Consider the following 23351-nt stretch of genomic DNA (forward strand, 5'->3'; position numbering starts at 1 on the left):
TCCGCTGGAGAACACCGGTGCGCGCAGCCCGCGTTGACTTCGCACCAGCGCGCCGACGCGAATCTCTGACAGCCGTACCCCCTCGGCAACTCGGGCCGGGGTCACCCGAGTTGCCGAGGTGTGGCGAGCGGCCGTAGCACTCAGAGCGCGGCGGCCGCCGCACGGCCCGCCTGGCGGCCGGAGAACAGGCAGCCGCCGAGGAAGGTGCCCTCCATCGAGCGGTAGCCGTGGACGCCCCCGCCGCCGAAGCCGGAGACCTCACCGGCCGCGTACAGACCGGGAATCGGTGTACCCGTGGAGTCCAGCACGCGGCCCGAGAGGTCGGTCTGCAGCCCGCCGAGGGTCTTGCGGGTGAGGATGTTGAGGCGGACGGCGATCAGGGGTCCGGCGCTCGGGTCGAGGATCTTGTGGATCGCGGCCGTGCGGCTGAGTGAATCCCCGGTGTAGGAGAGGGCGTTGCGGATGCCCATCACCTGGGCGTCCTTCGAGTACGGGTTGTCGATCTCCCGGTCCCGGGCCTCGATCTGCCGCTGGAGGTCGGCGAGTTTGATCAGGCCGTCGCCGGTGAGCTTGTTCATGCCGAGGACGAGTTCGGAGAGGGTGGTGGCGGTGATGAAGTCGACGCCGTTCTTCCTGAACTTCTCGATCGGCTCCGGCGTCTGCCAGATGCGCGAGAGAAGCATCAGGATGTCCTTGTTGGTGAGATCCGGGTTCTGCTCGGAACCGGAGAGCGCGAACTCCTTCGCGATGATCTTGCTCGTGGTGACGAACCACGAGTAGTCGTAACCGCTGGCGGTGATCGAGCCCAGCGTGTGGAGGGTGTCGTAGCCCGGCATGTCGGGTGCGGAGAACCGCTTGCCGGTGGCGTCGAACCACATCGACGACGGTCCCGGGAGGATGCGGATGCCGTGGTCGGGCCAGATCGGGTCGTAGTTCCTGAGGCCCTCGGTGTAGTGCCACATCCGGTCGGGGTTGACGATACGGCCGCCCGCCGACGCGGTGATGCCGAGCATCCGGCCGTCCACGTACGCGGGCACACCGGTGATCATGGTCTTGGGCGGGTTGCCCAGCCGGGCGGGCCAGTTCTGGCGTACGAGGTCGTGGTTGGCGCCTATGCCGCCCGAAGTCACGATCACCACAGGGGCGTTGAGTTCGAAGGCACCCACCACGGTGCGGGAGGTGGCCTTGCCGCGCTGGGCGGTGCTGGGTTCGAGGATCGCGCCGCGCACTCCGGTCACGGCACCGTTGGTGCGGACGATCTCGTCGACGCGGTGCCGGAACTTGAAGGTCACCTTCCCGCTGGCGACCCCGGCCCGCACCTGCTTCTCGAACGGCTCGACCACGGCCGGTCCTGTGCCCCAGGTGACGTGGAAGCGGGGCACCGAGTTGCCGTGTCCGTCGGCGAGGCCGCCGCCGCGCTCGGCCCAGCCGACGATCGGGAACCAGCGGATGCCGAGGCCGTAGAGCCAGGACCGCTTCTCGTTGGCCGCGAAGTCCACATACGCCTCGGCCCACTTGTGGGCCCAGTAGTCCTGGCCGGTCGGGTCGTCGACGCCGCGGTCGAAGCCGGCCGTGCCCAACCAGTCCTGCCACGCCAGCTCTTGGGTGTCCTTGATGCCCATGAGCCGCTGCTCGTCGGAGTTGATCAGGAACAGTCCGCCGAACGACCAGAACGCCTGGCCGCCGAGGTTGGACTCGGGTTCCTGGTCCAGGAGCAGCACTTTCTTTCCTGCGGCGACCAGTTCGGCGGTGGCGACGAGACCGGCGAGGCCGTGGCCGACGACGATGGCGTCCGCGGACGTGGTGTCCGCCGCGAACGCCGGTACCGCGTGCGCCGCGAGGGCGGTGCCGGCGGCGACACCGCCGGCCACCGTCAGGGCTCTTCGTCTGCTGATCGTCGTGGGGGCCGAATTCTCCATGGGGTGCCTTCCGGGTCAGGTACGGGAGGTGCGGGAGATGTGTCCGACACGTGGAACGTGCCGCGACACCACAGTTGTTACCGCCGGTAGCACCTACGGAAACCAAGCTGTGTCGGCCGTGTTGCGCGAGTGGGGTTCAGGACAGGACGAGCGGGCCGTCGCGGTCGACGAAGCGGCCCGATCCGGCGCCGGGTGATTCCGTCGCGAGCCGGACGATCGCGTCGGTTCCCTCGGTGACGGTCTGGGGGCCGCTGTGGCCGTTGAGGTCGGTCGCGGTGTAGCCGGGATCGGCGGCGTTGACGCGAACGTCCTTGAGCGCCTTGGCGTATTGGGTGGTCAGCATGGTGAGTGCCGCCTTGGAGGCGGTGTAGAGCGGCGCGACAACGGAGGACTCGATCCGCGAGGGGTCGTGGGTGATGGCGAGCGAACCCATGCCGCTGCTGACGTTGATGATCACCGGGTCGGGTGAGCGGCGCAGCAGCGGGAGGAACGCGGTGATCGTCCGGACCACACCGAAGACGTTGACGTCGAAGACGCCGAGCGCGTCCGCGCCGGTCAGGTCGGCGGGATCGCCGTGCGGGCCGTGTACACCGGCGTTGTTGATCAGGACGTCGAGGACGCCTTCGTGTGCGGCGACGTCGGCAGCCGCGGCGGTGACGGAGGCGTCGTCGGTGACGTCGATACGGACGAACCGCGCACCGAGCGCGGCGGCGGCCTCCGCACCCCGTTCCTCGTCGCGGGCTCCGACGATCACGGTGTGGCCGAGGGCGAGGAGGCGGCGGGCGGTCTCGTGGCCGAGGCCTTTGTTGGCTCCGGTGATGAACGTGGTGGTCATGCGTCGATGGTGCCCAGCGCGCGGGCGCGCTGCCAGGGACGCCTCGACCGTAGGAACGGCATTACCAGGATCGGCGGTTGAGGGAGGATGGAGGGCATGGCGATGAACGAGGGGCTGGGACCGGGATCAGGAGTGGGAGTCGGTCCGGGGCTGGGTGCGACGATCCGTGCCTGGCGGGAGCGGTTGTCCCCGTCGGCCGTGGGACTGCCGTCCGGCCGGTCCCGACGGGCGACCGGGCTGCGCCGCGAGGAACTCGCCGAGCGCGCCGGGGTGTCGGTGGACTATGTGGTGCGACTGGAACAGGGGCGGTCCACGGCGCCTTCGTCCCAGGTGGTCGCCGCGCTCGCGCGTGCCCTTCAGCTGACCGCCGTGGAACGGGAGCACCTCTACCGCATGGCCGGGCTGGTCCCGCCGAACGCCGAGCCGATTCCCGATCACCTGCCGTCGGGGGTGCACCGGGTGCTGAACCGGCTCGGGGACGTCGCCGTCGCCGTGTTCGCCGCCGACTGGCAGCTGATCTGGTGGAACCCCGGATGGGCGGCGCTGCTCGGCGATCCGTCGGACAGGCCGCCCGAGCAGCGGAACTTCGCGCGTGAGCGGTTTCCGGTCGGTTCCGGCGACGACGTACGGGACGTGCGTATCGCCTCCTGGCCGGTGCTGGTGCGGAACGGTGCCGCCTCGGACCTCGCGATCGTGTCCGACCTGCGCCGTGCCACCGGTCGTTTCCCGCACGACGTCCGCCTGGCGGAGCTGATCCGTCAACTCACCGCCGGCAACGAGACGTTCGCACGGCTGTGGGCGAGCGGCACGGTGGGCGCACATCGCGAGGACCGCAAGACGGTGGAGCATCCCGAGGTCGGGCCCGTGGACGTGGACTGCGATGTCCTGACGGACGGCGACTCCGACCTGAAGATCGTCATCTTGACCGCGGCGCCCGGGAGTTCGGACGAGGCCGGGTTGCGCCGGGCGATGGCCGGTGACAGCTTGCGCGCGCCCGCCCTCTGATCCTGAGCGGGTCAGTGCTTGGCGAACTGGACCCGTGTGGACTGCGTGACGTTCGCTCGCACCGCGAGTGCGGGGACGGTGAGTTGTTGACCGTAGATGTCGGTGAGCCTGAGCGCGCCGCCGCAGCCGCTGCCGTCCTCGGAGATGAAGTAGTTGTAGTCGGTGCGCTCCAACTGACGCCAGCCGCTGCCCACGGCAACTTCGAGGCGGGCCAGGGGATTTCGGTGGCCGATCGCCTGGATACCGCACCAGTAGCGGGTTGAACCGGTCTTGTAGCGGATCGAGATCGTGTCGGAGGTGCTGGGACTCGCCAGGTTCCAGGTGATCGGGATCCGGCCGGCCGAAGGGGCGGCGAGCTTGGCGAAGGCCTGTGCGCTGAGGTCGATCTGGCCCGGAGCGCAGTCTCCCGGGCATTCGTTGGTGATGCGGACCGTGATGGTCGCGCCGTTGGCCGCGTGCACGAGCACGTACGCCCCGCATGCCTTGGACGCCTCGTAGTCCGTGGTGTTCATCGCGCCGGTCATGACGTCGCCACTCGGGTCGTACAGACAGGCGCCGCCGCCGTCCGCGTCGTAGAAGGTGGCGACTCCCCGGTAGGTGGCGCCGGGGCGGATGCGTCCGGCCAACGGAGCGGTGCCGGAGGCCTGCTGGCGGGTCTTCGTGGCCGACGTGGCGGCCGGCCTGGTGGTCGCGCGGGCGGACGGGGTCGCCGACGGCTTCTTCGATGCGGCGGTCGCCCGTGCGGAGGCGGTCGAAGTGCCGGTCGGGGACGGCGAGTCGGCCGGGCTGGAACTGGTCGCGGAGGGTTCGGTCGCGGCGCTTCCCGCCTCGACCTTCACGTCCTCGCCGTCCTTGTGGCCGGGCAGGAGCACCAGGGCCAGGGAGACGACGATGAGTACCGCGGCCGCCGACAGGAACAGCCACCGCTTGGACACCGGACCTCCTAGATGGCCGCCACCCGTCGCTCGGGGTGAGGAAGGCAGCGATCGTGCCAGCCTCACGGTGACAGCGGCAAGCCCTTTCTCTGGTGGCGTAGTTGGGGACAGGTGTCGTGTCGTCGTGCTTGTGGGGTTCATGATGCGCGCCGATCCCGACTGTCGGACGCGCCGGCGAACTCACCTGCCTGAAGGCCCAGTCACTGCCGTTCGAATCCGTCGGCCCGGCTCCAACGGAGCGTGGTGTCCCTCCCGAAGACGACCTGCTGCCCGTCGCTGGAGACGGAGGCCCGCTCCCAACCGTCAAAGTCCTCAGTGACGTTGACGCTCCACTCGGTGAGACTGCTGGTGCCCACGGCGGCGATGGACTCGGTCGGTGGTTCACCGTCGTAGCAGTAGGAGCCGAAGTCGGCGATCGCGGCTACGGTTCCGTTCTTGGTGCGCAGTTGGATGCCCTGGCAGGCGTCGGTCTTGGTGCGGTAGATGACTTTCGGCTCGGTCCATGCCTTCGCCCGGGGGCTGTAGTGCTGCTCGACGAGGCCCTTGCCGCGCAGGTAGTGCAGGGCCACGCGGCGGCCGTCGTCGAGTTTCACCTCGGCGTTGTACGGGCTGGGGCCGCCGCTCCAAGCGAGGTCGCTCTTCGCCAACTCGGCTGTGTACACGGAGGAGTCCGGGGAGGCGGTCGCGGAAGGAGCTGTCGTCGCCGAGTGCTGGTGACCGCCGCATGCGCCCGCGGCGATCATCACCGACACCGCCGCCGTCGCCCTGGCCAGCACCTGAATGCCGGGCTTGTGCATACACACCTCCCGTTGCCCTACCTCAGCGCAGCATAGGCATGATCTGGCTGCTCAGGGTGGGGGGCGGTGGCCCAGCAGGTCCCTCGCGGCCTGGAGTGCGTCGAGCCGGAGAGCCTCGAAGGACCCGGTCCGGTCATCGTCCTGGCCGGCGAGCGAGATCGCGCAGTGGACGATCGGGGCGAGTGCGTCCGGGTAGCCGAGAGCCGAGGCGACCTCGGTCCAGATCAGATCGGCGCCGGTGGCAGGATCGAGGCTGCCGTCCGCGATCTGCTCGGCCAGCCAATAGGCGTGGGCCCATTGCGCGGCCGTAGGGTCTGCCGGTGGTTCGAAGGACAGTCCCAGTTCGTCGAGCACGTGGTCGAAGAGCTCGGGTGCTTCGGGTTCCTCTCTCCGTGCGAGGCCGGCGAGGAGGGGGAGGGACGGGCTGTCGACGTCGGCGAGGAGTGCGTCCAGGCCCGCCTGGATGAGTTGGTCGGATCCCACGCGGCAGCCGAAGGCGCGAGCCCTCGCGAGCCGCCCGAGCCGCGCTTTGGCCTCTTCCCCGGTCATGGCCTCGGCCTCCGTCCAGCTGGTGGGAGGCCGATCGTGTCACGACCGGGGGGGGGCGGTTCCGCCACCGGGTTTTCAGGGTGTGGTCGGCGCCGCGGTCCAGATACGCCGCTCGGCGCTCAGCGGGTCGTCCAGGACCTCCGGGACGGTGTCCCAAGTCATCGTCGTGCGGCTCTTGTTGGTGTAGCGGGGCCAGTTGGGGCCCGGGTCCAGGTCGCGGATGAAGGCGACCCATGCGGCGTGCATCGCGTCCGCGAGGGACTGCGGCGGATTCGGGCCCGTCGCGGCCGTGACGCGTTCGGCGTTCAGGAGGTCGAAGGCGAAGGGGATCTCTGTGCAGTGGGCGGCGCTGCCCCAGGTGAAGTGGTAGAGCCAGGTGGGGAGTTCGTGGTGGGCGCGGGACTCGGCGAGGGCGAGGGACGGGCCGCGGAAGATGGCGTCGGTGAGGGCTTGGCCCTTGCGGAGTGACGGGTCCGCCCTGTCCTGGAGTGCGGTGTACATGGTCACGGCGTCGGGGCCCAGGCCGTGGGCAGTCGGCATGGCGTCAACGGCCGCGACTGGTACGGGTGTTGGCGTGGCCCCCGATGGCGGGTAGAACGCGCGTTGGGTGAAGCCCAGCAGGAGCGGGACGGGGGCCGCGCCGCCGTCCGCGAAGGCGTCGGGGACCGGGATCAACTCCCCGTCCGCGAAGGGTGCCAGTGTCAGGCCTGCCTCGGGTGCGGCCAACGCGTCCTGGAGGGCGAGCAGTTCGTCGCCGGTGAGGTCGCTGAGGGCGGAGGCGAGGGCGGGGACGTCGGTGCGCCGGGCCAGGCGGGCCGAGTCGGCGAGGGCGTGGCGGCGGTGCTGGGGGGCTCTGACGGCACCGGACTGGGAGATCGCGGCGCGGAAGAGGCCGTGCGCGGAGGGGGTCGCCATCAGGGTCTGTGCGGCGCCGCCGCCTGCCGACTGGCCGGCGATGGTGACCTTTCCGGGGTCGCCGCCGAACGCGTCGATGTTGTCGCGTACCCAGGTCGGCGCGGCGATCCAGTCGAGCACGGCACGGTTGTCGGGGGCGTCGTCGAGGTGCAGGAAGCCCTCGATACCGAGCCGGTAGCCGATGGACACGAGGACGATGCTGTCGCGGGCGAAGGCGGAGCCGTCGTACCAGGGGCTGGCGGCGGATCCGGCGACATGGCCGCCGCCGTGGATCCAGACGAGGACCGGCAGGTCGGCGCCCGGGTTCGGGTCCGGGGTGAACACGTTGAGGTTGAGTACCGCGTCGCCCGGTATCGATGGCTCGGGGATGGTGGTGGGGCCGTCGCGGACGAAGGGGCGGCGTTGCGCGGTGGGCCCGTACGCGGTGGCGTCGAGGGGTTCGGTCCACGGCTCGGTCGGGACGGGGGCGGCGAAGCGGAGGTCGCCGACGGGGGCCTCGGCGTAGGGGATGCTGAGGAAGCGGGCGGTGGTGTGCTGCCACATCCCGAGGACGGGTCCCAGGGACGTGGCAGCGAGTACTGGCTCGCGCCCGGCCTGGACGAGCGCCCGGCGGGACGCCGGGCCCTGGCGCCCGACATGCAGCCGGTGATCACCTTCGGCGTCCTCGGCGGGGAAGCCAGGCTGCGCGGCGCGTTCCGGACCTGCCGGGACGCCCTGCTCGACGATCCCACGAGCGTTCCGGCACTCCCCCGGGCGCGGGTCACCGTGCCTTCCCAGTAGCCCGAAACCCTCGCCGCCGCCCTCCCGGCTTCCGGTGGTGGCTTCGTACGTCCGCCCTCGTACATGCATACTCGGGCTCTGCGCGCGCACCGGCGTTCGCGAGAAACGGGAGGTGGGCGATGGTGGTGCCGTCGGCAACGGGGACGGAACCCCGGAAAATCACGATCAATGACGTCGCCAAGTCCGCCGGGGTGTCCCGGCAGACGGTGTCACGGGCGCTGAACGACAAGGACGAGATCGACAGCGTCACCAAACAGCGGGTGCTCGACGCCGCTCGGGCGCTCGGATACCGGCCGAGCCGGTTCGCCCGGGGGCTGGTCCGGCAGGACACGATGGCCATCGGGCTGGTGATCCCCGATCTGCTCAACCCGTACTTCACCGAGGTCGCGGCGGCTGCCCTGGAGGCGGCCAGGACCCGGGGCTGGCAGGTCGTCGTGTACGACACCGGGGACCGGGCGGAGGAGGAACTCGGCACGCTCCAGGTGATCAGTTCCCAAGTGGACGCGGTCATCGGCTACTTCAGCTGCCCCGAGAGCGAACTGGAGAAGTTCACCCGCGGCATGCCGGTGGTCCTCATCGGCCGGGAGCAGCGCACGCGGTTCAGCGCGATCCAGATCGACGGGGCGTCGGGGGTCCATGCCGCGGTCGCCCATCTGGTCGCGCAGGGGCACACCCGGATCGGCATGCTCGACCATCACACCCGGGCCGAGCCGAGCATCCGGCACGAGTGGTTCACGACCGCCGCGGCGGCCCACGGGATCGACGCCGGCCTGGTGGTCCCGGCGGACCAGACGGCCGACGGCGGCGGATCGGCGCTCAGGGAACTGCTCGCCGACCACCCCGACGTCACCGCGGTCTTCACGTTCAACGACATCATCGCGATCGGCGCCCTGCGCGAGGCCCGCCGGCTCGGCAGAAGCGTCCCGCAGGAGCTGGCGGTCATCGGCTTCGACGGTCTCCAGCTCGGAGCACTGGTCGAGCCCCCGCTCACCAGCGTCGCCCTCGACACCCGCAGGCTCGGCGCCCTCGCCATCGAGCAGGTCGCACGGCTGCTCTCGGGAGAGGAAGCGCTTGCGGCCGACGACCTGGTCGTCCGGGGCGAACTGCGGCTGAGCGGCTCCGCCTGACCGCCACTCGTGCGCATCCGGTCCGAATGTCTTGACACCCGCCCGGGCCGAAGCGCAGACTTCCGAACATTCCAAAATGCATGTCGAGGTCTATCTGCAAGCAGTCCCGTGAGCGCTCACGGGAGCGCTCACGGGACGCTCTTAGACCTCCGGGAAATGGTGTGCCCACGTCCCTTCCACCCAGAAGGCATCCCGCCCTCGGGATCAGCATCGAGCCGCCTAGCACCGCCGCTAGTCGTTGTCTGGAACGGAAACCATGAGCAGCACAATCACGCGCATCCGCCTCGGCGCAGTAGCCGTGGCCGCCAGTGTCGCCGTACTCGCCGGATGCTCGTCGTCCTCGCCGTCGACGAAGACATCCGCAGCGTCCTGCGCACCGGCGAAGGGCAAGGTCACCCTCCAGTACTGGAACACCGTTCCGGGCATGGACAAGGTCGTCGCCCTGTGGAACAAGAAGAACCCGAACATCCAGGTCTCCACGAAGAACATCTCCAACGACCAGTACGGCACCCTCGGCAACGCCCTCAAGGCGGGCAAGGCGCCCGACCTGGCCCAGGTCGGCTACGACGAGTTGCCGAACCTGCGTACCCAGAGCGCGTTCGTGGACGCCTCGGCCTGCTCGGCGGCCACCGCCGCCAAGTCGAAGTTCGTGCCGTGGACCTGGTCGCAGGCCAGCTTCGGCAACACCGGCGTCTTCGCCCTGCCGCAGGACACCGGCCCGATGGCCCTCTACGTCCGCAGCGACATCTTCAAGAAGCACGGCATCGCGATCCCGAAGACGTGGGACGAGTACGCGGCCGCCGCGGCGAAGCTGCACAAGGCGGACTCCAGTCTCGACATCACGTTCTTCGACCCGAACAACGCCGAGTGGTTCAACGGGCTGCTCTGGCAGAACGACTCCCAGATGTACAGCTACTCCGGTGACAAGTGGCAGGTCACCGTCGCCTCGGAGCAGAGCAAGCAGGTCGCCGACTACTGGCAGAAGCTGATCGCCGGCAAGCTCGTGCGCACCGACCTCGCCAACGGTTCAACGCAGATGTACGCCGCGTACCAGAAGGACCAGATCGCCAGCTACGTCGGCGCGGCCTGGGGCTACAGCATGTTCCGCGACAACCTCCCCAAGCAGTCCGGGAAGTGGACGATCGTCCCGATGCCGACGTGGGGTTCGAACGGCACCTCCGGTGACTGGGGCGGCTCGACCGTCGCGTTCATGAAGGGCAGCAAGCACCTCTACGAGTCGGTCAAGTTCAACACCTGGCTCAACACCGACCCGGAGGCCCTCGCGCTGGAGAACCAGCTGGGCGGTCTCTACCCGGCGGCGAACGCGGGGCTCCAACTGCCCGCGCTGTCCAAGGGAGTTCCGTACTACAACAACGAGAAGATCTTCGACGTCTTCGCCGACTCGTCCAAGAAGATCAACACCAGTTTCGCCTGGGGTCCGACCCAGAAGACGGTGAACCTGGCGCTGCAGGACGCGATGGCCAAGGCGGCGGCCGGTGACGGCACGCTCTACGACGCGCTGACGACGGCGCAGGCAGCCGCGCTGAAGTCCATGAAGGACCAGGCGATCCCGGCCGCGGCGGGCAAGTGACGGGGCAATGACCGACATCGCACCCCGCGCGCCGCGTGTGGTGGCATCACCCGGGGGCCGTCGCCGTCTCAACGGCGGCGGCCCCCGGGCGGGCACCATCTTCGCGTTCGTGATCCCGTTCTTCCTCCCGTTCGTGCTCTTCTACCTGGTGCCGGTCGGCTACGCGCTGTGGCAGAGCGTCCGTGTCGTCCGCCGCACCGGGGGCCAGTACGGCACCTCCTACACGACCTTCGGCGGCTTCGACCAGTACGAGAAGGTCTTCCAGAACAGCGAGTTCTGGTCCAGCGTCGGCCGCATCGGCCTGTTCGGCATCGTGCAGGTGCCGGTGATGCTGTTCGTCGCGCTGGTCATCGCGCTGCTCCTCGACACTCCCCTGCTGAAGCTCAAGTCGGTCTTCCGCATCACCGCGTTCATGCCGTACGCGGTGCCCGGGGTGATTGCCGCGATCATGTGGTCGTACCTCTACTCGCCCCAACTCAGCCCCGTCGTCGACCTGTTGAACGACATCGGGCTCAAGCCCGACTTCCTCGGCCCGGGTGCCGTGCTGTGGTCGGCGGCGAACATCTCCACCTGGCTGTGGACCGGCTACAACATGCTGATCATGTTCTCGGCGTTGCAGTCGATCCCGCAGGAGCTGTACGAGGCCGCCAAGTTGGACGGTGCCAGCAACTGGGCCATCGCCTGGCGGATCAAGGTCCCGATCATCGCCCCGTCGATCGTCCTCACCACGGTGTTCTCGATCATCGGCACGTTGCAGCTCTACGCCGAACCGGCCGTACTGCGGCAGATCTCCTCGAACATCTCCAGCACGTTCACGCCGAACATGCTCGCCTACGCGGTGGCCTCCGGGAACAACTACCAGCAGGCCGCGGCGATCTCCGTGGTCATCGCCGTCATCACCTTCGTCCTGAGCTTCGGGTTCATGCGACTGACGTCGAAGAGGGCCGGCCTGTGAACAACCGATCCATGAACAAACCATCCGTGAACCGCGAGAGCCAGGTCAGCCGTACGGCCGCCATGGCCCTCATGGTCCTCCTGGCGATCTACTTCCTGCTGCCGATCTACTTCCTGATCGTCGCCGCCACCAAGCCGCAGGGCGACCTCGCCGCCACCAACGGCCTGACGTTCTCGCACTTCAACCTGTTCGAGAACCTGCGCGTCCTGTTCAGCCGCAGCGACGGCATCTTCGGCAAGTGGATCGTCAACACCGTGATCTACGCGGTGTTCGGCGCGCTCGTGGGAACGCTGATCTCCGCGCTGTGCGGCTACGCGCTCGCCAAGTTCCGTTTCCGGGGACGGGAGTTCCTGTTCTCGGTGATCCTCGGCGGTGTCCTCGTCCCGACCACCGCGCTGGCGCTCCCGCTGTTCCTGCTGTTCTCGGCGACGGGCATCGTCAACACGTACTTCGCGGTGTTCCTGCCCAGCATCGTCAGCCCGTTCGGCGTCTATCTCGCGCGGATCTTCGCCAACTCCGCTGTCCCGCAGGAGCTGTTGGAGTCGGCGCGGCTGGACGGCGCCGGTGAGTTCCGCACGTTCTTCTCGGTCGCGTTCAAGCTGATGACGCCGTCGCTGGTGACCATCTTCCTGTTCCAGTTCGTCGCGATCTGGAACAACTTCTTCCTGCCGATGGTGATGCTGCAGAAGGAGTCCCTCTTCCCGATCACGCTCGGCCTGTACGAGTGGAACGGCCAGACCGCCCGCGCCCCGCTGCTCCAGGAGTCCGTGATCACCGGCTCGCTGGTCTCGATCGTGCCCGTGATCATCGTGTTCATCCTGCTCCAGCGGTTCTGGCGCACCGGACTCGCCGCCGGTTCCCTCAAGTGACCGTCCCCGCACAGAAGGTGCCTCTCGCGATGCCCAACCCCGCTGTGTTCGTGCCCCACTTCCACTGGGACCGGGAGTGGTACGAGCCCTTCCAGGTGTTCCGGCACCGGCTCGTCGCCGCTCTCGACACCGTGCTGGAGACGGCGGAGACGGACCCGGACTTCCGCTTCACCGTCGACGGTCAAATGGCCGCGATCGAGGACTACTTGGAGATGCGGCCGGAGAACCGCGACCGTGTCGCGGCCCTGGTCGCCGAGGGCCGGCTCGCGGTCGGCCCGTGGCTGATCCTGCTCGACGAGTTCCTCTGCTCCGGCGAGACCATCGTCCGCAATCTGCGGATGGGTTGGGCGGTCGCGGCACAGCTCGGCGGCGCCATGCCCGTCGGCTATCTCCCGGACATGTTCGGGCACGTCGCGCAGATGCCGCAGATCCTGGCGCGCGCCGGTATCGAGCACGCGGCGCTGTGGCGCGGAGTGCCCGGCTCGGTCGACGGCCACGCCTTCAACTGGCGTGCGCCGGACGGCTCCCAGGTCCGTACCGAGTTCCTCTTCGACGGCTACGACAACGGCCTCGACGTCCTGCTGGTCCCCGACCGGATCGGCCGAGCGCTCGGCGACTACGCCGAGATGACGGCCGAACGCTGGGGCGGCGACCCGGTGTTGGCGATGGCCGGCACCGACCACAACGCGCCCGACCCCCAACTCGCCTCCTGGCTACGGCAAGCCGCCGCCGAGGGCCGCGCGATCACCATCGCCACCCTCGACGAGTACCTCCGCAAGCACGTCCGCGACGAGGTGTCCGCCCTAGTCACCGGTGAGCTGCGCAGCCATGTGCGCGGCAACATCCTCCCGGGCGTGCTCTCGGTACGGCTCGGTCTGAAGCAGCGCATGGCCGTCGCGGAGCGGACGATCGACCACGCCGAGCGCATGAACGCCCTGTGGTCCCGGCGCGACGACTCGCCGTTCCTCGATCTCGCCTGGCACAAGATCATCGAGTCGACCGCGCACGACTCGGTCGTCGGCTCCGGCACCGACGAGACCTGCGACCAGGTCGCCGCGCGCCTCGCCGAGGCCGCACAGACGGCCCGTGCGGTACGGGACGCGGCGCTCGCCGAGCCCGCCGAACTGGTCCCGAGCGACGGCTACCTGGTCGCCAATCCGCTGCCGTTCGACCGCTCGGTACTGGTCGAGGTGGACGTCGTGGCCCCGCCTGAGGGCACCGCGCTCGTCTCGACCGCAGCCGACGGCTCGACAGCCCCCGTACAACTGATCTCCGAGGCCCCGACCGTCCTCAGCGACGAGCGCGTGGACGCCTCGCAGATCGAGCGCGTCCTGCGCCGTATCCACCGCCGCGAACTCTTCGGCCGCCAGATCGACCACTACGAACTCACCCCCGGCGCCCTCGTGTTCCACCTTGCCGAGGTACCGACCAGCGGCCCCTTCGACCTGCTGATCCTGCGCCGCGAGGTGGCCGCAGCGGCAGCCCGACATCCGGGTGAGTGGCGGGTGTTGACGCTGGAGGAGGCCCGGGCCACCGCACTCGTCCCCGTGAGCGTTCCCGCCTCCGGGCTGGCGTCCTTCCGAGTCGAGCCGAGTGACCGCGCCTCCGTCGCCGTAGCCCCGCATGCGTCTGCTACGGCGACGGACCGCACCCTGTCCAACGGACTGGTCGAGGTCGCGGTCGCCGCCGACGGCACCCTTGATCTGACCGGGCCGGACGGCACCGTACTGCACGGAGTCGGCCGCCTCGTGGACGGCGGTGACCGGGGCGACAGTTACAACTACGCTCCCCCGGCGCACGACGTCCTCGTGACCGAGCCGACCGAGATCGCCGTAGAAGTCGTCGAGAACGGCCCGTTGCGCGCACGGCTGCGGGTCATCCGCGTCTACGAGTGGCCGGCCGCGCTCTCCGCCGACCGTGATCTCCGCAGCGAGCAGACCGTGCCGACGCCGGTGGAGACGCTCGTGGAGGTGCGCGCGGGCGAGCCGTTCGTGCGGGTCTCCACGTCCTTCCTCAACCAGTCCGCCGACCACCGGCTGCGCTTCCACGTACCGCTGCCCGAGCCGGTGGCCACGTCCGCGTCGGCCGGTCAATTCGCCGTCACCGAGCGCGGGTTGACCGCCGAGGGCGGCTGGGGCGAGTTCCCGCTGCCGACCTTCCCGGCCGATTCGTTCGTGTCGGCCGGTGCCGCCACCGTCCTGCTCGACCACTCCAGCGAGTACGAACTCGTCGGCGACGGCTCCGAACTGGCCGTCACGCTGCTGCGCGCGATCGGCTCCATCAGCGTCAACATCCACCCCCTGCGCGACGAACCGGCGGCGAGCGAGATCCCCGTACCCGGTGCGCAGGACCTCGGGATGCGGATCGAGAACCGGTTCGCCGTCGTCCCGTCGGCCGCCGGCTGGCAGGGGGCGAAGGCGGTCACTCTCGCCGAGGAGTTCCGCAACGACGTACTGGTCACGCGCGGCACCGCATCCGCGGGAAGCCAACTTCCGTCCGACACCGCCGGGTTGAGCGTCGACGGCAAGGACGTGCTCGTCTCGGCCGTCCGCCGTGTCACCGACGGCGAGCACGGGTCCGGCACCGAGGTGCGGCTGACCGCGCTGCGCGACACCGCGTCGACGGTCCGGGTGGCGGGGACGTTCACCGAGGCCGCCACCGTGGATCTGCTGGGCCGGACGATCTCCCGCACCCGGGTCCAGGACGAGCTCGAACTCGCCCTCGGCCCCTGGGAGATCCGCACCGTCATGCTCCGGTAGGCCGCCATGATCGAATGCAATGCACCCGTTCTGCTCTCACGAAAGCGTTGTGACCTCTTGCTTCCCGAGTTCTCCCCCCATGTTTCCGACCTCGCTCCCGGGCGTGGCGCCCTGCGTCCGGCGCGCTCGTGGCTGCACTCCGACGCGAAGTCGCTTTCCCTGAACGGGTCCTGGCGTTTCCGCCTGTCCGCCACGGCGTCGGCGGCGGAGGACTTCGCGGCCGACGGCTTCGACGACAACGCCTGGGACAGCATCCCCGTGCCCGCCCACTGGGTACTTGAGGGCGATGGTGCGTACGGCCGCCCGATCTACACGAACATCCAGTTCCCGTTCCCGATCGACCCGCCGTACGTCCCGGACGAGAACCCCACCGGCGACTACCGCCGCACCTTCGACGTGCCCGCCGACTGGTCGGACGCCGAGCGGGTCGTGCTGCGCTTCGACGGTGTCGAGTCGCTGTTCCGCGTGTGGGTCAACGGCACCGAGATCGGCGGCGCCAGTGGCAGCCGGCTGGCCCACGAATTCGATGTGACGTCCGCCGTACGCCCTGGTGAGAACGTCGTCGCCGTGCGGGTGCACCAGTGGTCGGCGGCCAGTTATGTCGAGGACCAGGACCAGTGGTGGCTGCCGGGCATCTTCCGCGATGTGACCCTGACCGCCCGTCCGGCCGGCGGCATGGAGGACGTCTGGCTGCGGACCGGTTTCGACGACGGACGCGGGCGGGTCGAGGCTGAAGTCACCGCCTCCGCCACGGCGTTCCCGGTCACCCTGCGCATTCCCGAACTCGGTGTCGAGCAGGTGTGGGCGACGCCGGACGACGTGGCGCCCGTGGACATCGCCGAAGTGGAGCCCTGGTCGGCCGAGTCGCCCCGCCTGTACGACGCCACCGTGTCGACAGCTGCCGAGACCGTCACCCTGCGGGTGGGTTTCCGCACGGTCGAGATCCGCGGGGACCAGTTCCTGGTCAACGGGCGGCGGGTCGTGTTCCACGGGGTGAACCGGCACGAGACCCACCCCGAGCGCGGTCGTGTCTTCGATGAGGAGCACGCGCGCGAGGACCTGGCGCTGATGAAGCGGTTCAACGTGAACGCCATCCGCACCAGCCACTACCCGCCGCACCCCCGGCTGCTCGACCTCGCCGACGAGCTCGGTTTCTGGGTGATCCTCGAATGCGATCTGGAGACGCACGGCTTCGGCAAGGTCGACTGGATCGGCAATCCCAGTGACGACCCGGCCTGGCGCGAGGCGTACCTCGACCGGATCGAGCGCACGGTGGAGCGGGACAAGAACCATCCCAGCATCGTGATCTGGTCGCTCGGCAACGAGGCGGGCACCGGCAGCAACCTCGCCGCCATGTCGGCGTGGGTCCACACCCGCGACGCCGAACGCCCCGTGCACTACGAGGGCGACTACACCGGCGAGTACACCGACATCTACTCGCGCATGTACGCGTCCGTGCTGGAGACCGAGCAGATCGGCACCGACGGCTCACGCGCCCCGCTGCTCAACTGCACGCCCTCGCAGGGCGCCCGGCAGCGCACCAGGCCGTTCCTGCTGTGCGAGTACGCGCACGCGATGGGCAACGGGCCGGGCGCGTTCGACCAGTACGAGGCACTGGTGCGCCAACATCCGCGCCTGCACGGCGGGTTCGTCTGGGAGTGGCGCGACCACGGCATCCTGACCACGACCCCGGACGGGACGCCGTACTACGCGTACGGCGGCGACTTCGGAGAGGTCGTCCATGACGGCAACTTCGTGATGGACGGCATGGTGTTGAGCGACGACGTGCCGACGCCGAGCCTCCACGAGTTCAAGGCCGTCGTGGCGCCGGTGCACTTCGCCTTCGACGGCGACAAGGTCGCGATCACCAACCTCCGGCATACGACCGACACGTCCGACCTGCGCTTCCACTGGCGGGTCGAGCACGACGGACTGGCCGTGGCATCAGGGGAGTTGGAGGTCCCGTTCGTCGCCGCAGGGGACTCGGGCCGGGTGTCGCTGCCGTCGGTTGCGGTGTCGCCCGACGCCGAGACCTGGCTGACGATCGACGCGGTGCTGGCGACCGGAACCGCGTGGGCGCCCGAAGGTCATGTCGTCGCGACCACCCAGCTGGACCGGTCGGTTCGCCGCCCTGTACCCGGTGGCCGTGGCCGGTTCGCCTGGCAGCCCGGCGACGGGACACTCACCCTCGGCGTCGCCGAGTTCGTCGGCGGGTCCCTCGTCAGGCTGGGCGAACGCGCCGTAGCGGGGCCGCGGTTGGAGCTGTTCCGCGCGCCGACCGACAACGACAAGGGCGCGTGGGGCGAGGTCGACGAGAGTGACGCGAGCGTCTCCGGGGTGTCCAACGCCGAGCTGTGGTACCGCGACGGGCTCGACCGGCTGACCTCGCGCCGGGTGTCGGTGGAGCAGAGCGCGGACGCGCTGCGCACGGTCGACAAGGTCTCGGCCGCCGACTCCGCCCTGTCGGTGCTGGTGGAATCCGTCTGGTCGCGGGCGGCCGACGGCGAAGTGGAACTGCGGGTGGAGATCCAGCCCTCGCACGGCTGGGAGACGGTGTGGCCGCGGATCGGGGTGCGCTTCGACCTGCCGGACGGCACGGCTCCGGTCGACGGCGCCGAGTGGTTCGGCCTCGGCCCGCTGGAGTCCTACCCGGACAGCGTGCGCGCGGCCCGCACCGGCCGTTTCTCCGCGACCATCGGCGACCTTTCCGTCGACTACGCGCGCCCCCAGGAGACCGGTCACCGCTCCGAACTGCGCCGACTGGACCTGACCAGCGGAAACGCCGAAGTGTTGCGCATCGAGGCGCTCCCGGACACGCACGGTCGCCGTCCCGGCTTCACGCTCAGCCGGCACACCCCGCAGGAGATCGCCAGGGCCGGACACCCGTACGAGCTGCCGGAATCGACGACGAGCCGGCTGTTCGTCGACGCCGCCCAGCACGGGCTCGGCTCCCGGGCCTGCGGTCCGGACGTGTGGCCCGAGTTCGCGCTGCGTCCTGAGGCCCGCACGATCAGGCTACGGATCACGGCACCGGAGTAGGCCGATACGGAGAGGGTGCGGTCTCGCACGGCGAGGACCGCACCCTCAGTATGGGAGGAGACGACTGCCGTCTCGGGGCCTCGACCGGCGCGATCGAACCCGGTCGTCCCCGTGGGAAGGAGCGCTCCGATGCCCACCCTGCTGTCGGTGAATGTCGGTATGCCGAAGGACGTTCCCTGGCAGGGCAAAACCGTCTATACGGGCGTATGGAAATACCCGGTGGTCGGCCCGGCCATGGTCCGCCGGCTCAACATCGACGGCGACGGCCAGGGCGACACCGCGGGCCACGGCGGCGAGCAGCGGGCGGTCCTCGTCTACCAGATCCAGTCGTACCGGCACTGGCAGCGGCACTTCGGCCGCGACGACCTCGACTACGGCCGGTTCGGCGAGAACCTCACCGTGGACGGCCTGCTCGACGACGAGGTCTGCATCGGCGACCGGTACCGCATCGGCGAGGCCGAGTTCGAGGTCACCCAGCCGCGCGTCACCTGCTACCGCGTCGGCATGCGCTTCGGTGAACCCGAGCTGGCCGCGCTGCTGGTGAGCCATCACCGTCCCGGGTTCTACATGCGGGTCGTACGGGAGGGGCGGGTGCAGGCCGGCGACCGGATCGTACGGACCAGGACCGGTCCCGGCGCGCTGAGTGTCGCCGACACCGACGCGCTGCTGTATCTCCCCGGCCGCGACCCCGCCAAGCTGCGCCTCGCCCTGGACGTGCCCGCGCTGAGCCCCGGCTGGCAGGGATCGTTCCGTGAACTGCTCGCCGCAGCCGACGGTACGACGACCACCACCGGCCCGGCCTGGGAGGGTTTCCGCCCGCTGCGGGTGACGGACGTGGTCCCGGAGAGCACGACGGTCACCTCGATCCGGCTGACCGCCCCGGACGACTCCCCGCTCCCGGTCGCCCGCGCTGGCCAGTACCTGACCCTGCGCGTCCCCGCCACGACGGGCCCCGCCCCGGTACGCAGCTACTCACTCTCCGCCGCGCCCGACGCCGGCAGCTACCGGATCAGCGTCAAACACGAGCCCCACGGCACCGCGAGCGGCTACCTCACCACGCGGCTACGACCGGGCGCCGTCCTCGAAGTCGCCGCGCCCCGTGGGGAGTTCGTGTACGCCGAGGACAGCGGACCGGTGCTCCTCGTCTCCGCCGGCATCGGTCTCACACCGGTGCTGTCGATGCTGCACGCGCTCGCCGGGGAGGGCAGCAAGCGTGAGGTCTGGTGGATCCACGGCGCCCGCGGCCCCCGGGAGCACCCCCTCGCCGCCGAGGCCCACGACCTGCTCACCTCACTGCCGGGCGCGCACGAGCACGTCTTCTACAGCGCGGCCACACCCGAGGAACTCCGGCACGCCCATGCCACCCCGGGACGCCTCACGAAGGACAAGCTGATCGCGCTGTCGGTCCCCGCCGACGCGACCGCGTACATCTGCGGCCCCGCCCCCTTCATGACCGACATGCGGGAGGCCCTCACCGAGGCCGGGATCAACCCCACGCACATCCACACCGAGCTGTTCGGAACCCTGGGCGCGATCAACCCCGGCCTCACCGACCACCCCGCCCGAGCACCCCACCTGCCCCCGGGCCCGCCCGGAACCGGCCCGCTGGTGACCTTCGCCCGCAGCGGCATCGCCGTCCCCTTCGACGCCGACACCCACGGCAGTGTGCTCGAACTCGCCGACGCCTGCGACGTACCCACGCGCTGGAGCTGTCGCACCGGCGTCTGCCACACCTGCGTCACGCCCCTGCTGTCCGGCACGATCACCTACTCCCCCGACCCGCTGGAGCCTCCGGCCGACAGCGAGATCCTGATCTGCTGCGCCCGACCCGGCACGGACATCGTCCTGGACATGTAAGGGCCGTCGCGCACGCCCCGTAGAAAGGCCAGGGCCTTCGCCACGGGAAGCGAGCCGTGGCGGCGACCCGCCAGTCCCGTCAGCACCGACGATTCGAGGAATCACCTGTCTGCGGGTCAGACCGTCCGTCGCGGCCTCCGCGCGGACCGGGTGCGGATCGCCCTGGGTGTCACCGGCGCCGCCGCCGCGCTCGCCATCGGCGGCTCGTTCACCGCCCACGCCGACAACTCCGCGTCCGGGCCCACGCCGGTGCCCAGCCAGGTGACGTACACCGAGCTGTGCCCGGAGCCGGTCGAGGCGGTGCCGAACGGGGTCGACAACGCCGTCGAGGACAACCAGGTCTCGTACACGACCCTCAGCGGGGACCTGGTCGACGCGGTGCCCGGCGGCGAGTGCGTGGACCCGGGCCCGAACATCGGCGACCCGGTCGACGCGGTACCCGACGGGAACGACACCGCCCCGCGCCATGCCGCCAGGGACGCCAAGCCCGCACCCGCCGAGCGGTGACGGAGCAGGCGGACGCGGCCGAGCGGCGCTGATCGGTTACGGGCCATTCGGCGGCCCGCGCCGAGGTGGAGCCGCCGGGTGCCTGCCCGGTGGCTCCACCGCCCGTCCGGTGATTCCGGGCGGTAGCACGAGGACCTTGCTGTCCTGGAGATCCATGAACGCGGCGACGACCCCGGCCCACGGTGTACCGACGGGCGGCTACAGACCCCTACATTTCCCGGCTCGTACCTGGTCGGACGCGCTGCGACGGGCGCTACGGCACTTGGTGCGCGGGGTGTCGCAGCGGCGCGAGGACATCCCGGTGGCGCCGGACGCACCCTCCGTCCCCGCCGACGTCCGCGCGCCCGGCATCGACGAGCTGTAGCCCACCGCCGTCTGCCCCTCGTCCGCCTGGCCCTGCTCCCGGTGGACGACCTCCCCACGGCGGAGGACGTCGTGCAGGACGTCTTCGCCGCGCTCTACCGCCGCCACGGCGAGCGCCTGGCCGGCCTGGACAACCCCGACGCGTATCTGCGCACCAGCGTGGTCAACACGTCACGCTCGGTCCTGCGCCGCCGCCTGACGGTACGGGCCCACATCCCCGAGCGCGAAGGGCACGCCCCGTCCGCCGAGGAACCCGTGCTGCTGCGCGAGGAGCACGGTGAAGTGATCGCCGCCCTGCGCCGGTCGATCCGGCGGCAGCGTGAAGTGCTGGTCCTGCGGTACTGGTCCCATCTCGGCGAGGCCCGGATCGCCGACTCCCTGGGTCTGTCCCGCAGGGCGGTCAAGTCCACCGCGAGCCGCGCACTGGCCGCCCCGCGCCGAGAGTTGGAGGCGTCCCGATGACGACACGCGTGACCCCGGAGGCGTCCCGATGATCGAGCGGGACCTCGGTTCCGGCCTCCCGCCGGACCCGCTCGAAGAACGGCCGCGCAACGCCCTGCGCGCCCGGGCCGACTCGGTCGACCCGCACGCGCTGCGTCCCCCGGCCCCGCCGACCGGACAGGCCCGGCTGTTCCCGCTCCCCGCCCTCCACCGCGTCCGCCGCACCGCCGTAGCGTTGCTCGTCGTGGCCGCCGCGGTGATCGGTGTCCTGTTCTTGGCGCTGCACCAGGTCCGGGAGACACCGGTCGGGCCCGCGAACCGCCCGTCGGTGTCACCCGCCCCCAACGCCACCGACGCCGTACCCGATCCTCCCGGGTCGGGCGGGCTCACCGCGTCGCTCAATCCCTGACCGAGCCCGATACACCTGCTCACCCGCGGGAACTGGCCCCGGCTCCGGCCGCCCACTCACTCGTCGGAAGCTCAAGAAGCCGTTCGATCCAGGCGCTGTCCGGCAGGGGACCGTGATCTGCGGTCACCTTCAGGGCCGATGCCGCCGTGATGTGTCCCAGCCGCAGCGCGCGCTCCATGCCCCCGCCGCGCAGCAGCCCGGTCAGCACTCCGGCGGCGAACGCGTCGCCCGCGCCGACAGGCTCCACCACGTCCGTGTCCAGCGCGGGCACGGTCAGTACGCCTTCGTCGCCGAAGGAGATGGCGGAATGCCCGCCGTCCTTGACGACGAGGAGACGCGGCTGCGGCAACAACGCCCGTACGTCGGCCGGTTGGAGGTCCGCGCCCCACAACTCCCTTGCCTCGTCGAGGCCGACGAAGGTGATGTCGGCCCGGTCCGCGAGGTCGCGCAGCACGGTCGCGGCCGTACCGGGCGGCCACAGCGCGGGGCGGTGATTGACGTCGAAGCTGATGGCGTACGGCCGTTCAGCGGCCGGGACGCCGAGCGCGGTGGCCACCAGGCTCCGGCAGGACGGGGACAACGCCGGTGTCACGCCCGTGAGATGGAGGACGGAGGCCGATCCCAGTCGGTCGTCGTCGAGTACGTCCGGGCCCATCGCCGAGGCCGCCGAGTTGCCGCGGTAGTAGTGGACCCGGGTCCGCGAACCGGTCGGCTCCTTCACGAGCAGCCCCGTGGGCCGCTCCGGATCACACCGCACACCACTGACATCGACACCCGCGGCCCCGACCTCCGCGAGCACCCGCCGTCCCAACGGGTCGTCGCCCACGGCCGAGAGCCACGAGACGGGAACCCCCAGGTCGGCCAGATACATGGCCACGTTCGACTCCGCCCCGGCCACCGACACCCGCAGATCGTCGGCGCACTCCAGCGAGGAGGACGGGGCGGGGGCAAGGGCCGCCATGGTCTCCCCGATACAGACGACCGCGCCTTCCGCGGACTGCCATCCGCTCGTCATGACACCTCCCGCGCGGACGAGGCTTCCTCAACGACGGCGAGGAAGGCCCGAGTTCGGGCGCGCAGCTCGGTCAGGCTGCCGCCGTCGGCCGCGTCGCCGACCAGGGGCGAGCCGACGCCGACGGCGGTCGCTCCGGCGTTCAGATACTCCCGCGCCGCCAACTCGTCGACACCGCCCACCGGTACGAACACCTCGTGCGGGAACGGGCCCCGCAATGCCTTGAGGTAGGCGGGACCGCCGGCCTCCGCGGCCGGGAAGATCTTCAGCGCGGCGACACCGAGGGGGCGTGCGGCGAGGATCTCGGTGGGGGTCAACACCCCGGCGATCACCGGCAGTTCGAGCCGGTGCGCCTCGCGGATGCCGTCCCCCAGCGCGGGGGTGACGGCGAAGTTCGCGCCGGCCCGGTGAGCAGCACGGGCATCGTCGGCGGTCAGGACCGTACCGGCGCCGAGGGGGCGGTCGGGGCCGAGTTCCTTGCGCGCCCGCTCGATCACGGACAGGGCGTCGACACCGGTCAGAGACACCTCGATCAGTTCGACGCCCTCCTCGGCGAGGGTCAGTACGGTGCGTACGGCTGCTTCGGGATCGGTGCCGCGGATGATCGCGACCAGACGGTGGGCGACCAGGGCCGCCCGAAGATCCATGTTCCGAAGATCCGTGTCTCGGAGATCCATGTGGCGAATT

The 23351-nt window shown here is 70.3% G+C and carries 21 protein-coding genes; 13 read left to right on the plus strand and 8 right to left on the minus strand.

Going from position 1 to position 23351, the window contains the following annotated elements:
* Positions 1-140: 140 nt before the first annotated feature.
* The gene (locus OG226_RS04950) at positions 141-1919 is read right to left on the minus strand and encodes an FAD-binding dehydrogenase (protein ID WP_329348047.1); all 1779 of its coding nucleotides are present in this window, start codon (positions 1917-1919) and stop codon (positions 141-143) included.
* Between the two features lie 136 nt (positions 1920-2055).
* The gene (locus OG226_RS04955; protein ID WP_328675396.1) at positions 2056-2754 is read right to left on the minus strand and encodes an SDR family NAD(P)-dependent oxidoreductase; all 699 of its coding nucleotides are present in this window, start codon (positions 2752-2754) and stop codon (positions 2056-2058) included.
* An 87-nt stretch (positions 2755-2841) separates the two neighbouring features.
* Between OG226_RS04955 and OG226_RS04960 the strand changes: the two genes are divergently transcribed.
* The gene (locus tag OG226_RS04960) at positions 2842-3759 is read left to right on the plus strand and encodes a helix-turn-helix transcriptional regulator (RefSeq protein WP_328675398.1); all 918 of its coding nucleotides are present in this window, start codon (positions 2842-2844) and stop codon (positions 3757-3759) included.
* An 11-nt stretch (positions 3760-3770) separates the two neighbouring features.
* On the opposite strand, the gene OG226_RS04965 is transcribed toward OG226_RS04960, so the two are convergent.
* From OG226_RS04965 to OG226_RS04980, 4 genes are all read right to left on the minus strand, one after another.
* Positions 3771-4694, minus strand: coding sequence for an expansin EXLX1 family cellulose-binding protein (locus tag OG226_RS04965; protein WP_328675400.1), 924 nt, complete (start codon positions 4692-4694; stop codon positions 3771-3773).
* Positions 4695-4894: 200 nt separating this feature from the next.
* Complete coding sequence (locus tag OG226_RS04970) at positions 4895-5491, minus strand: hypothetical protein (protein ID WP_328675401.1); 597 nt, start codon at positions 5489-5491, stop codon at positions 4895-4897.
* Positions 5492-5542: 51 nt separating this feature from the next.
* Positions 5543-6040, minus strand: a complete 498-nt coding sequence (locus OG226_RS04975) for a hypothetical protein (protein WP_328675404.1) — start codon at positions 6038-6040, stop codon at positions 5543-5545.
* Between the two features lie 75 nt (positions 6041-6115).
* Positions 6116-7498, minus strand: coding sequence for a carboxylesterase/lipase family protein (locus OG226_RS04980; protein WP_329348048.1), 1383 nt, complete (start codon positions 7496-7498; stop codon positions 6116-6118).
* Here OG226_RS04980 and OG226_RS04985 point away from each other — a divergent pair.
* The 12 genes from OG226_RS04985 to OG226_RS05040 all read left to right on the plus strand — a co-directional run bounded on the left by OG226_RS04985 (position 7487) and on the right by OG226_RS05040 (position 21652).
* Positions 7487-7735, plus strand: coding sequence for a hypothetical protein (locus tag OG226_RS04985; protein WP_329348049.1), 249 nt, complete (start codon positions 7487-7489; stop codon positions 7733-7735). The genes OG226_RS04980 and OG226_RS04985 overlap by 12 nt on opposite strands.
* A gap of 119 nt (positions 7736-7854) precedes the next feature.
* The gene (locus tag OG226_RS04990) at positions 7855-8862 is read left to right on the plus strand and encodes a LacI family DNA-binding transcriptional regulator (protein WP_328675408.1); all 1008 of its coding nucleotides are present in this window, start codon (positions 7855-7857) and stop codon (positions 8860-8862) included.
* Positions 8863-9118: 256 nt separating this feature from the next.
* A complete protein-coding gene (locus OG226_RS04995) occupies positions 9119-10453 on the plus strand; it encodes an ABC transporter substrate-binding protein (RefSeq protein WP_329348050.1) in 1335 nt (444 codons plus the stop codon).
* A gap of 7 nt (positions 10454-10460) precedes the next feature.
* Positions 10461-11408: a carbohydrate ABC transporter permease gene (locus OG226_RS05000; protein ID WP_328675413.1), complete on the plus strand. Its 948-nt coding sequence runs from the start codon at positions 10461-10463 to the stop codon at positions 11406-11408.
* Positions 11409-11419: 11 nt separating this feature from the next.
* Positions 11420-12277: a carbohydrate ABC transporter permease gene (locus OG226_RS05005; protein ID WP_329348051.1), complete on the plus strand. Its 858-nt coding sequence runs from the start codon at positions 11420-11422 to the stop codon at positions 12275-12277.
* 29 nt (positions 12278-12306) lie between these two features.
* Positions 12307-15036, plus strand: a complete 2730-nt coding sequence (locus tag OG226_RS05010; RefSeq protein ID WP_329348053.1) for an alpha-mannosidase — start codon at positions 12307-12309, stop codon at positions 15034-15036.
* Positions 15037-15093: 57 nt separating this feature from the next.
* A complete protein-coding gene (locus tag OG226_RS05015; protein ID WP_329348055.1) occupies positions 15094-18075 on the plus strand; it encodes a glycoside hydrolase family 2 TIM barrel-domain containing protein in 2982 nt (993 codons plus the stop codon).
* A gap of 129 nt (positions 18076-18204) precedes the next feature.
* The gene (locus OG226_RS05020; RefSeq protein ID WP_329348056.1) at positions 18205-19932 is read left to right on the plus strand and encodes an MOSC and FAD-binding oxidoreductase domain-containing protein; all 1728 of its coding nucleotides are present in this window, start codon (positions 18205-18207) and stop codon (positions 19930-19932) included.
* A 150-nt stretch (positions 19933-20082) separates the two neighbouring features.
* Positions 20083-20439 carry a hypothetical protein gene (locus OG226_RS05025; RefSeq protein WP_329348057.1) on the plus strand — a complete coding sequence of 119 codons (357 nt, stop codon included), beginning with the start codon at positions 20083-20085 and terminating at the stop codon, positions 20437-20439.
* A 154-nt stretch (positions 20440-20593) separates the two neighbouring features.
* Entirely contained in the window at positions 20594-20803 is a 210-nt protein-coding gene (locus OG226_RS05030) for a hypothetical protein (RefSeq protein WP_329348058.1), read from the plus strand.
* 41 nt (positions 20804-20844) lie between these two features.
* Complete coding sequence (locus OG226_RS05035; protein WP_443066863.1) at positions 20845-21264, plus strand: sigma-70 family RNA polymerase sigma factor; 420 nt, start codon at positions 20845-20847, stop codon at positions 21262-21264.
* A 28-nt stretch (positions 21265-21292) separates the two neighbouring features.
* Positions 21293-21652 (plus strand): hypothetical protein, encoded by a 360-nt coding sequence (locus OG226_RS05040; protein WP_329348059.1) that lies wholly within the window; start codon positions 21293-21295, stop codon positions 21650-21652.
* A 19-nt stretch (positions 21653-21671) separates the two neighbouring features.
* On the opposite strand, the gene OG226_RS05045 is transcribed toward OG226_RS05040, so the two are convergent.
* Positions 21672-22667 (minus strand): sugar kinase, encoded by a 996-nt coding sequence (locus OG226_RS05045; protein ID WP_329348061.1) that lies wholly within the window; start codon positions 22665-22667, stop codon positions 21672-21674.
* Complete coding sequence (locus tag OG226_RS05050; RefSeq protein WP_329348063.1) at positions 22664-23311, minus strand: bifunctional 4-hydroxy-2-oxoglutarate aldolase/2-dehydro-3-deoxy-phosphogluconate aldolase; 648 nt, start codon at positions 23309-23311, stop codon at positions 22664-22666. The genes OG226_RS05045 and OG226_RS05050 overlap by 4 nt, the downstream gene beginning before the upstream one ends.
* Positions 23312-23351: the final 40 nt, after the last annotated feature.

It is taken from the genome of Streptomyces sp. NBC_01261 (assembly GCF_036226385.1).
Lineage (GTDB): Bacteria > Actinomycetota > Actinomycetes > Streptomycetales > Streptomycetaceae > Streptomyces.

Coding starts and splice junctions, on each gene's coding strand:
- OG226_RS04950 (WP_329348047.1), bottom strand. CDS start 1,919: ATGGAGAATTCGGCCCCCACGACGATCAGCAGACGAAGAGCCCTGACG.
- OG226_RS04955 (WP_328675396.1), bottom strand. CDS start 2,754: ATGACCACCACGTTCATCACCGGAGCCAACAAAGGCCTCGGCCACGAG.
- OG226_RS04960 (WP_328675398.1), top strand. CDS start 2,842: ATGGAGGGCATGGCGATGAACGAGGGGCTGGGACCGGGATCAGGAGTG.
- OG226_RS04970 (WP_328675401.1), bottom strand. CDS start 5,491: ATGCACAAGCCCGGCATTCAGGTGCTGGCCAGGGCGACGGCGGCGGTG.
- OG226_RS04975 (WP_328675404.1), bottom strand. CDS start 6,040: ATGACCGGGGAAGAGGCCAAAGCGCGGCTCGGGCGGCTCGCGAGGGCT.
- OG226_RS04980 (WP_329348048.1), bottom strand. CDS start 7,498: ATGTGGCAGCACACCACCGCCCGCTTCCTCAGCATCCCCTACGCCGAG.
- OG226_RS04990 (WP_328675408.1), top strand. CDS start 7,855: ATGGTGGTGCCGTCGGCAACGGGGACGGAACCCCGGAAAATCACGATC.
- OG226_RS04995 (WP_329348050.1), top strand. CDS start 9,119: ATGAGCAGCACAATCACGCGCATCCGCCTCGGCGCAGTAGCCGTGGCC.
- OG226_RS05000 (WP_328675413.1), top strand. CDS start 10,461: ATGACCGACATCGCACCCCGCGCGCCGCGTGTGGTGGCATCACCCGGG.
- OG226_RS05005 (WP_329348051.1), top strand. CDS start 11,420: ATGAACAAACCATCCGTGAACCGCGAGAGCCAGGTCAGCCGTACGGCC.
- OG226_RS05010 (WP_329348053.1), top strand. CDS start 12,307: ATGCCCAACCCCGCTGTGTTCGTGCCCCACTTCCACTGGGACCGGGAG.
- OG226_RS05020 (WP_329348056.1), top strand. CDS start 18,205: ATGCCCACCCTGCTGTCGGTGAATGTCGGTATGCCGAAGGACGTTCCC.
- OG226_RS05030 (WP_329348058.1), top strand. CDS start 20,594: ATGAACGCGGCGACGACCCCGGCCCACGGTGTACCGACGGGCGGCTAC.
- OG226_RS05040 (WP_329348059.1), top strand. CDS start 21,293: ATGATCGAGCGGGACCTCGGTTCCGGCCTCCCGCCGGACCCGCTCGAA.
- OG226_RS05045 (WP_329348061.1), bottom strand. CDS start 22,667: ATGACGAGCGGATGGCAGTCCGCGGAAGGCGCGGTCGTCTGTATCGGG.
- OG226_RS05050 (WP_329348063.1), bottom strand. CDS start 23,311: ATGGATCTTCGGGCGGCCCTGGTCGCCCACCGTCTGGTCGCGATCATC.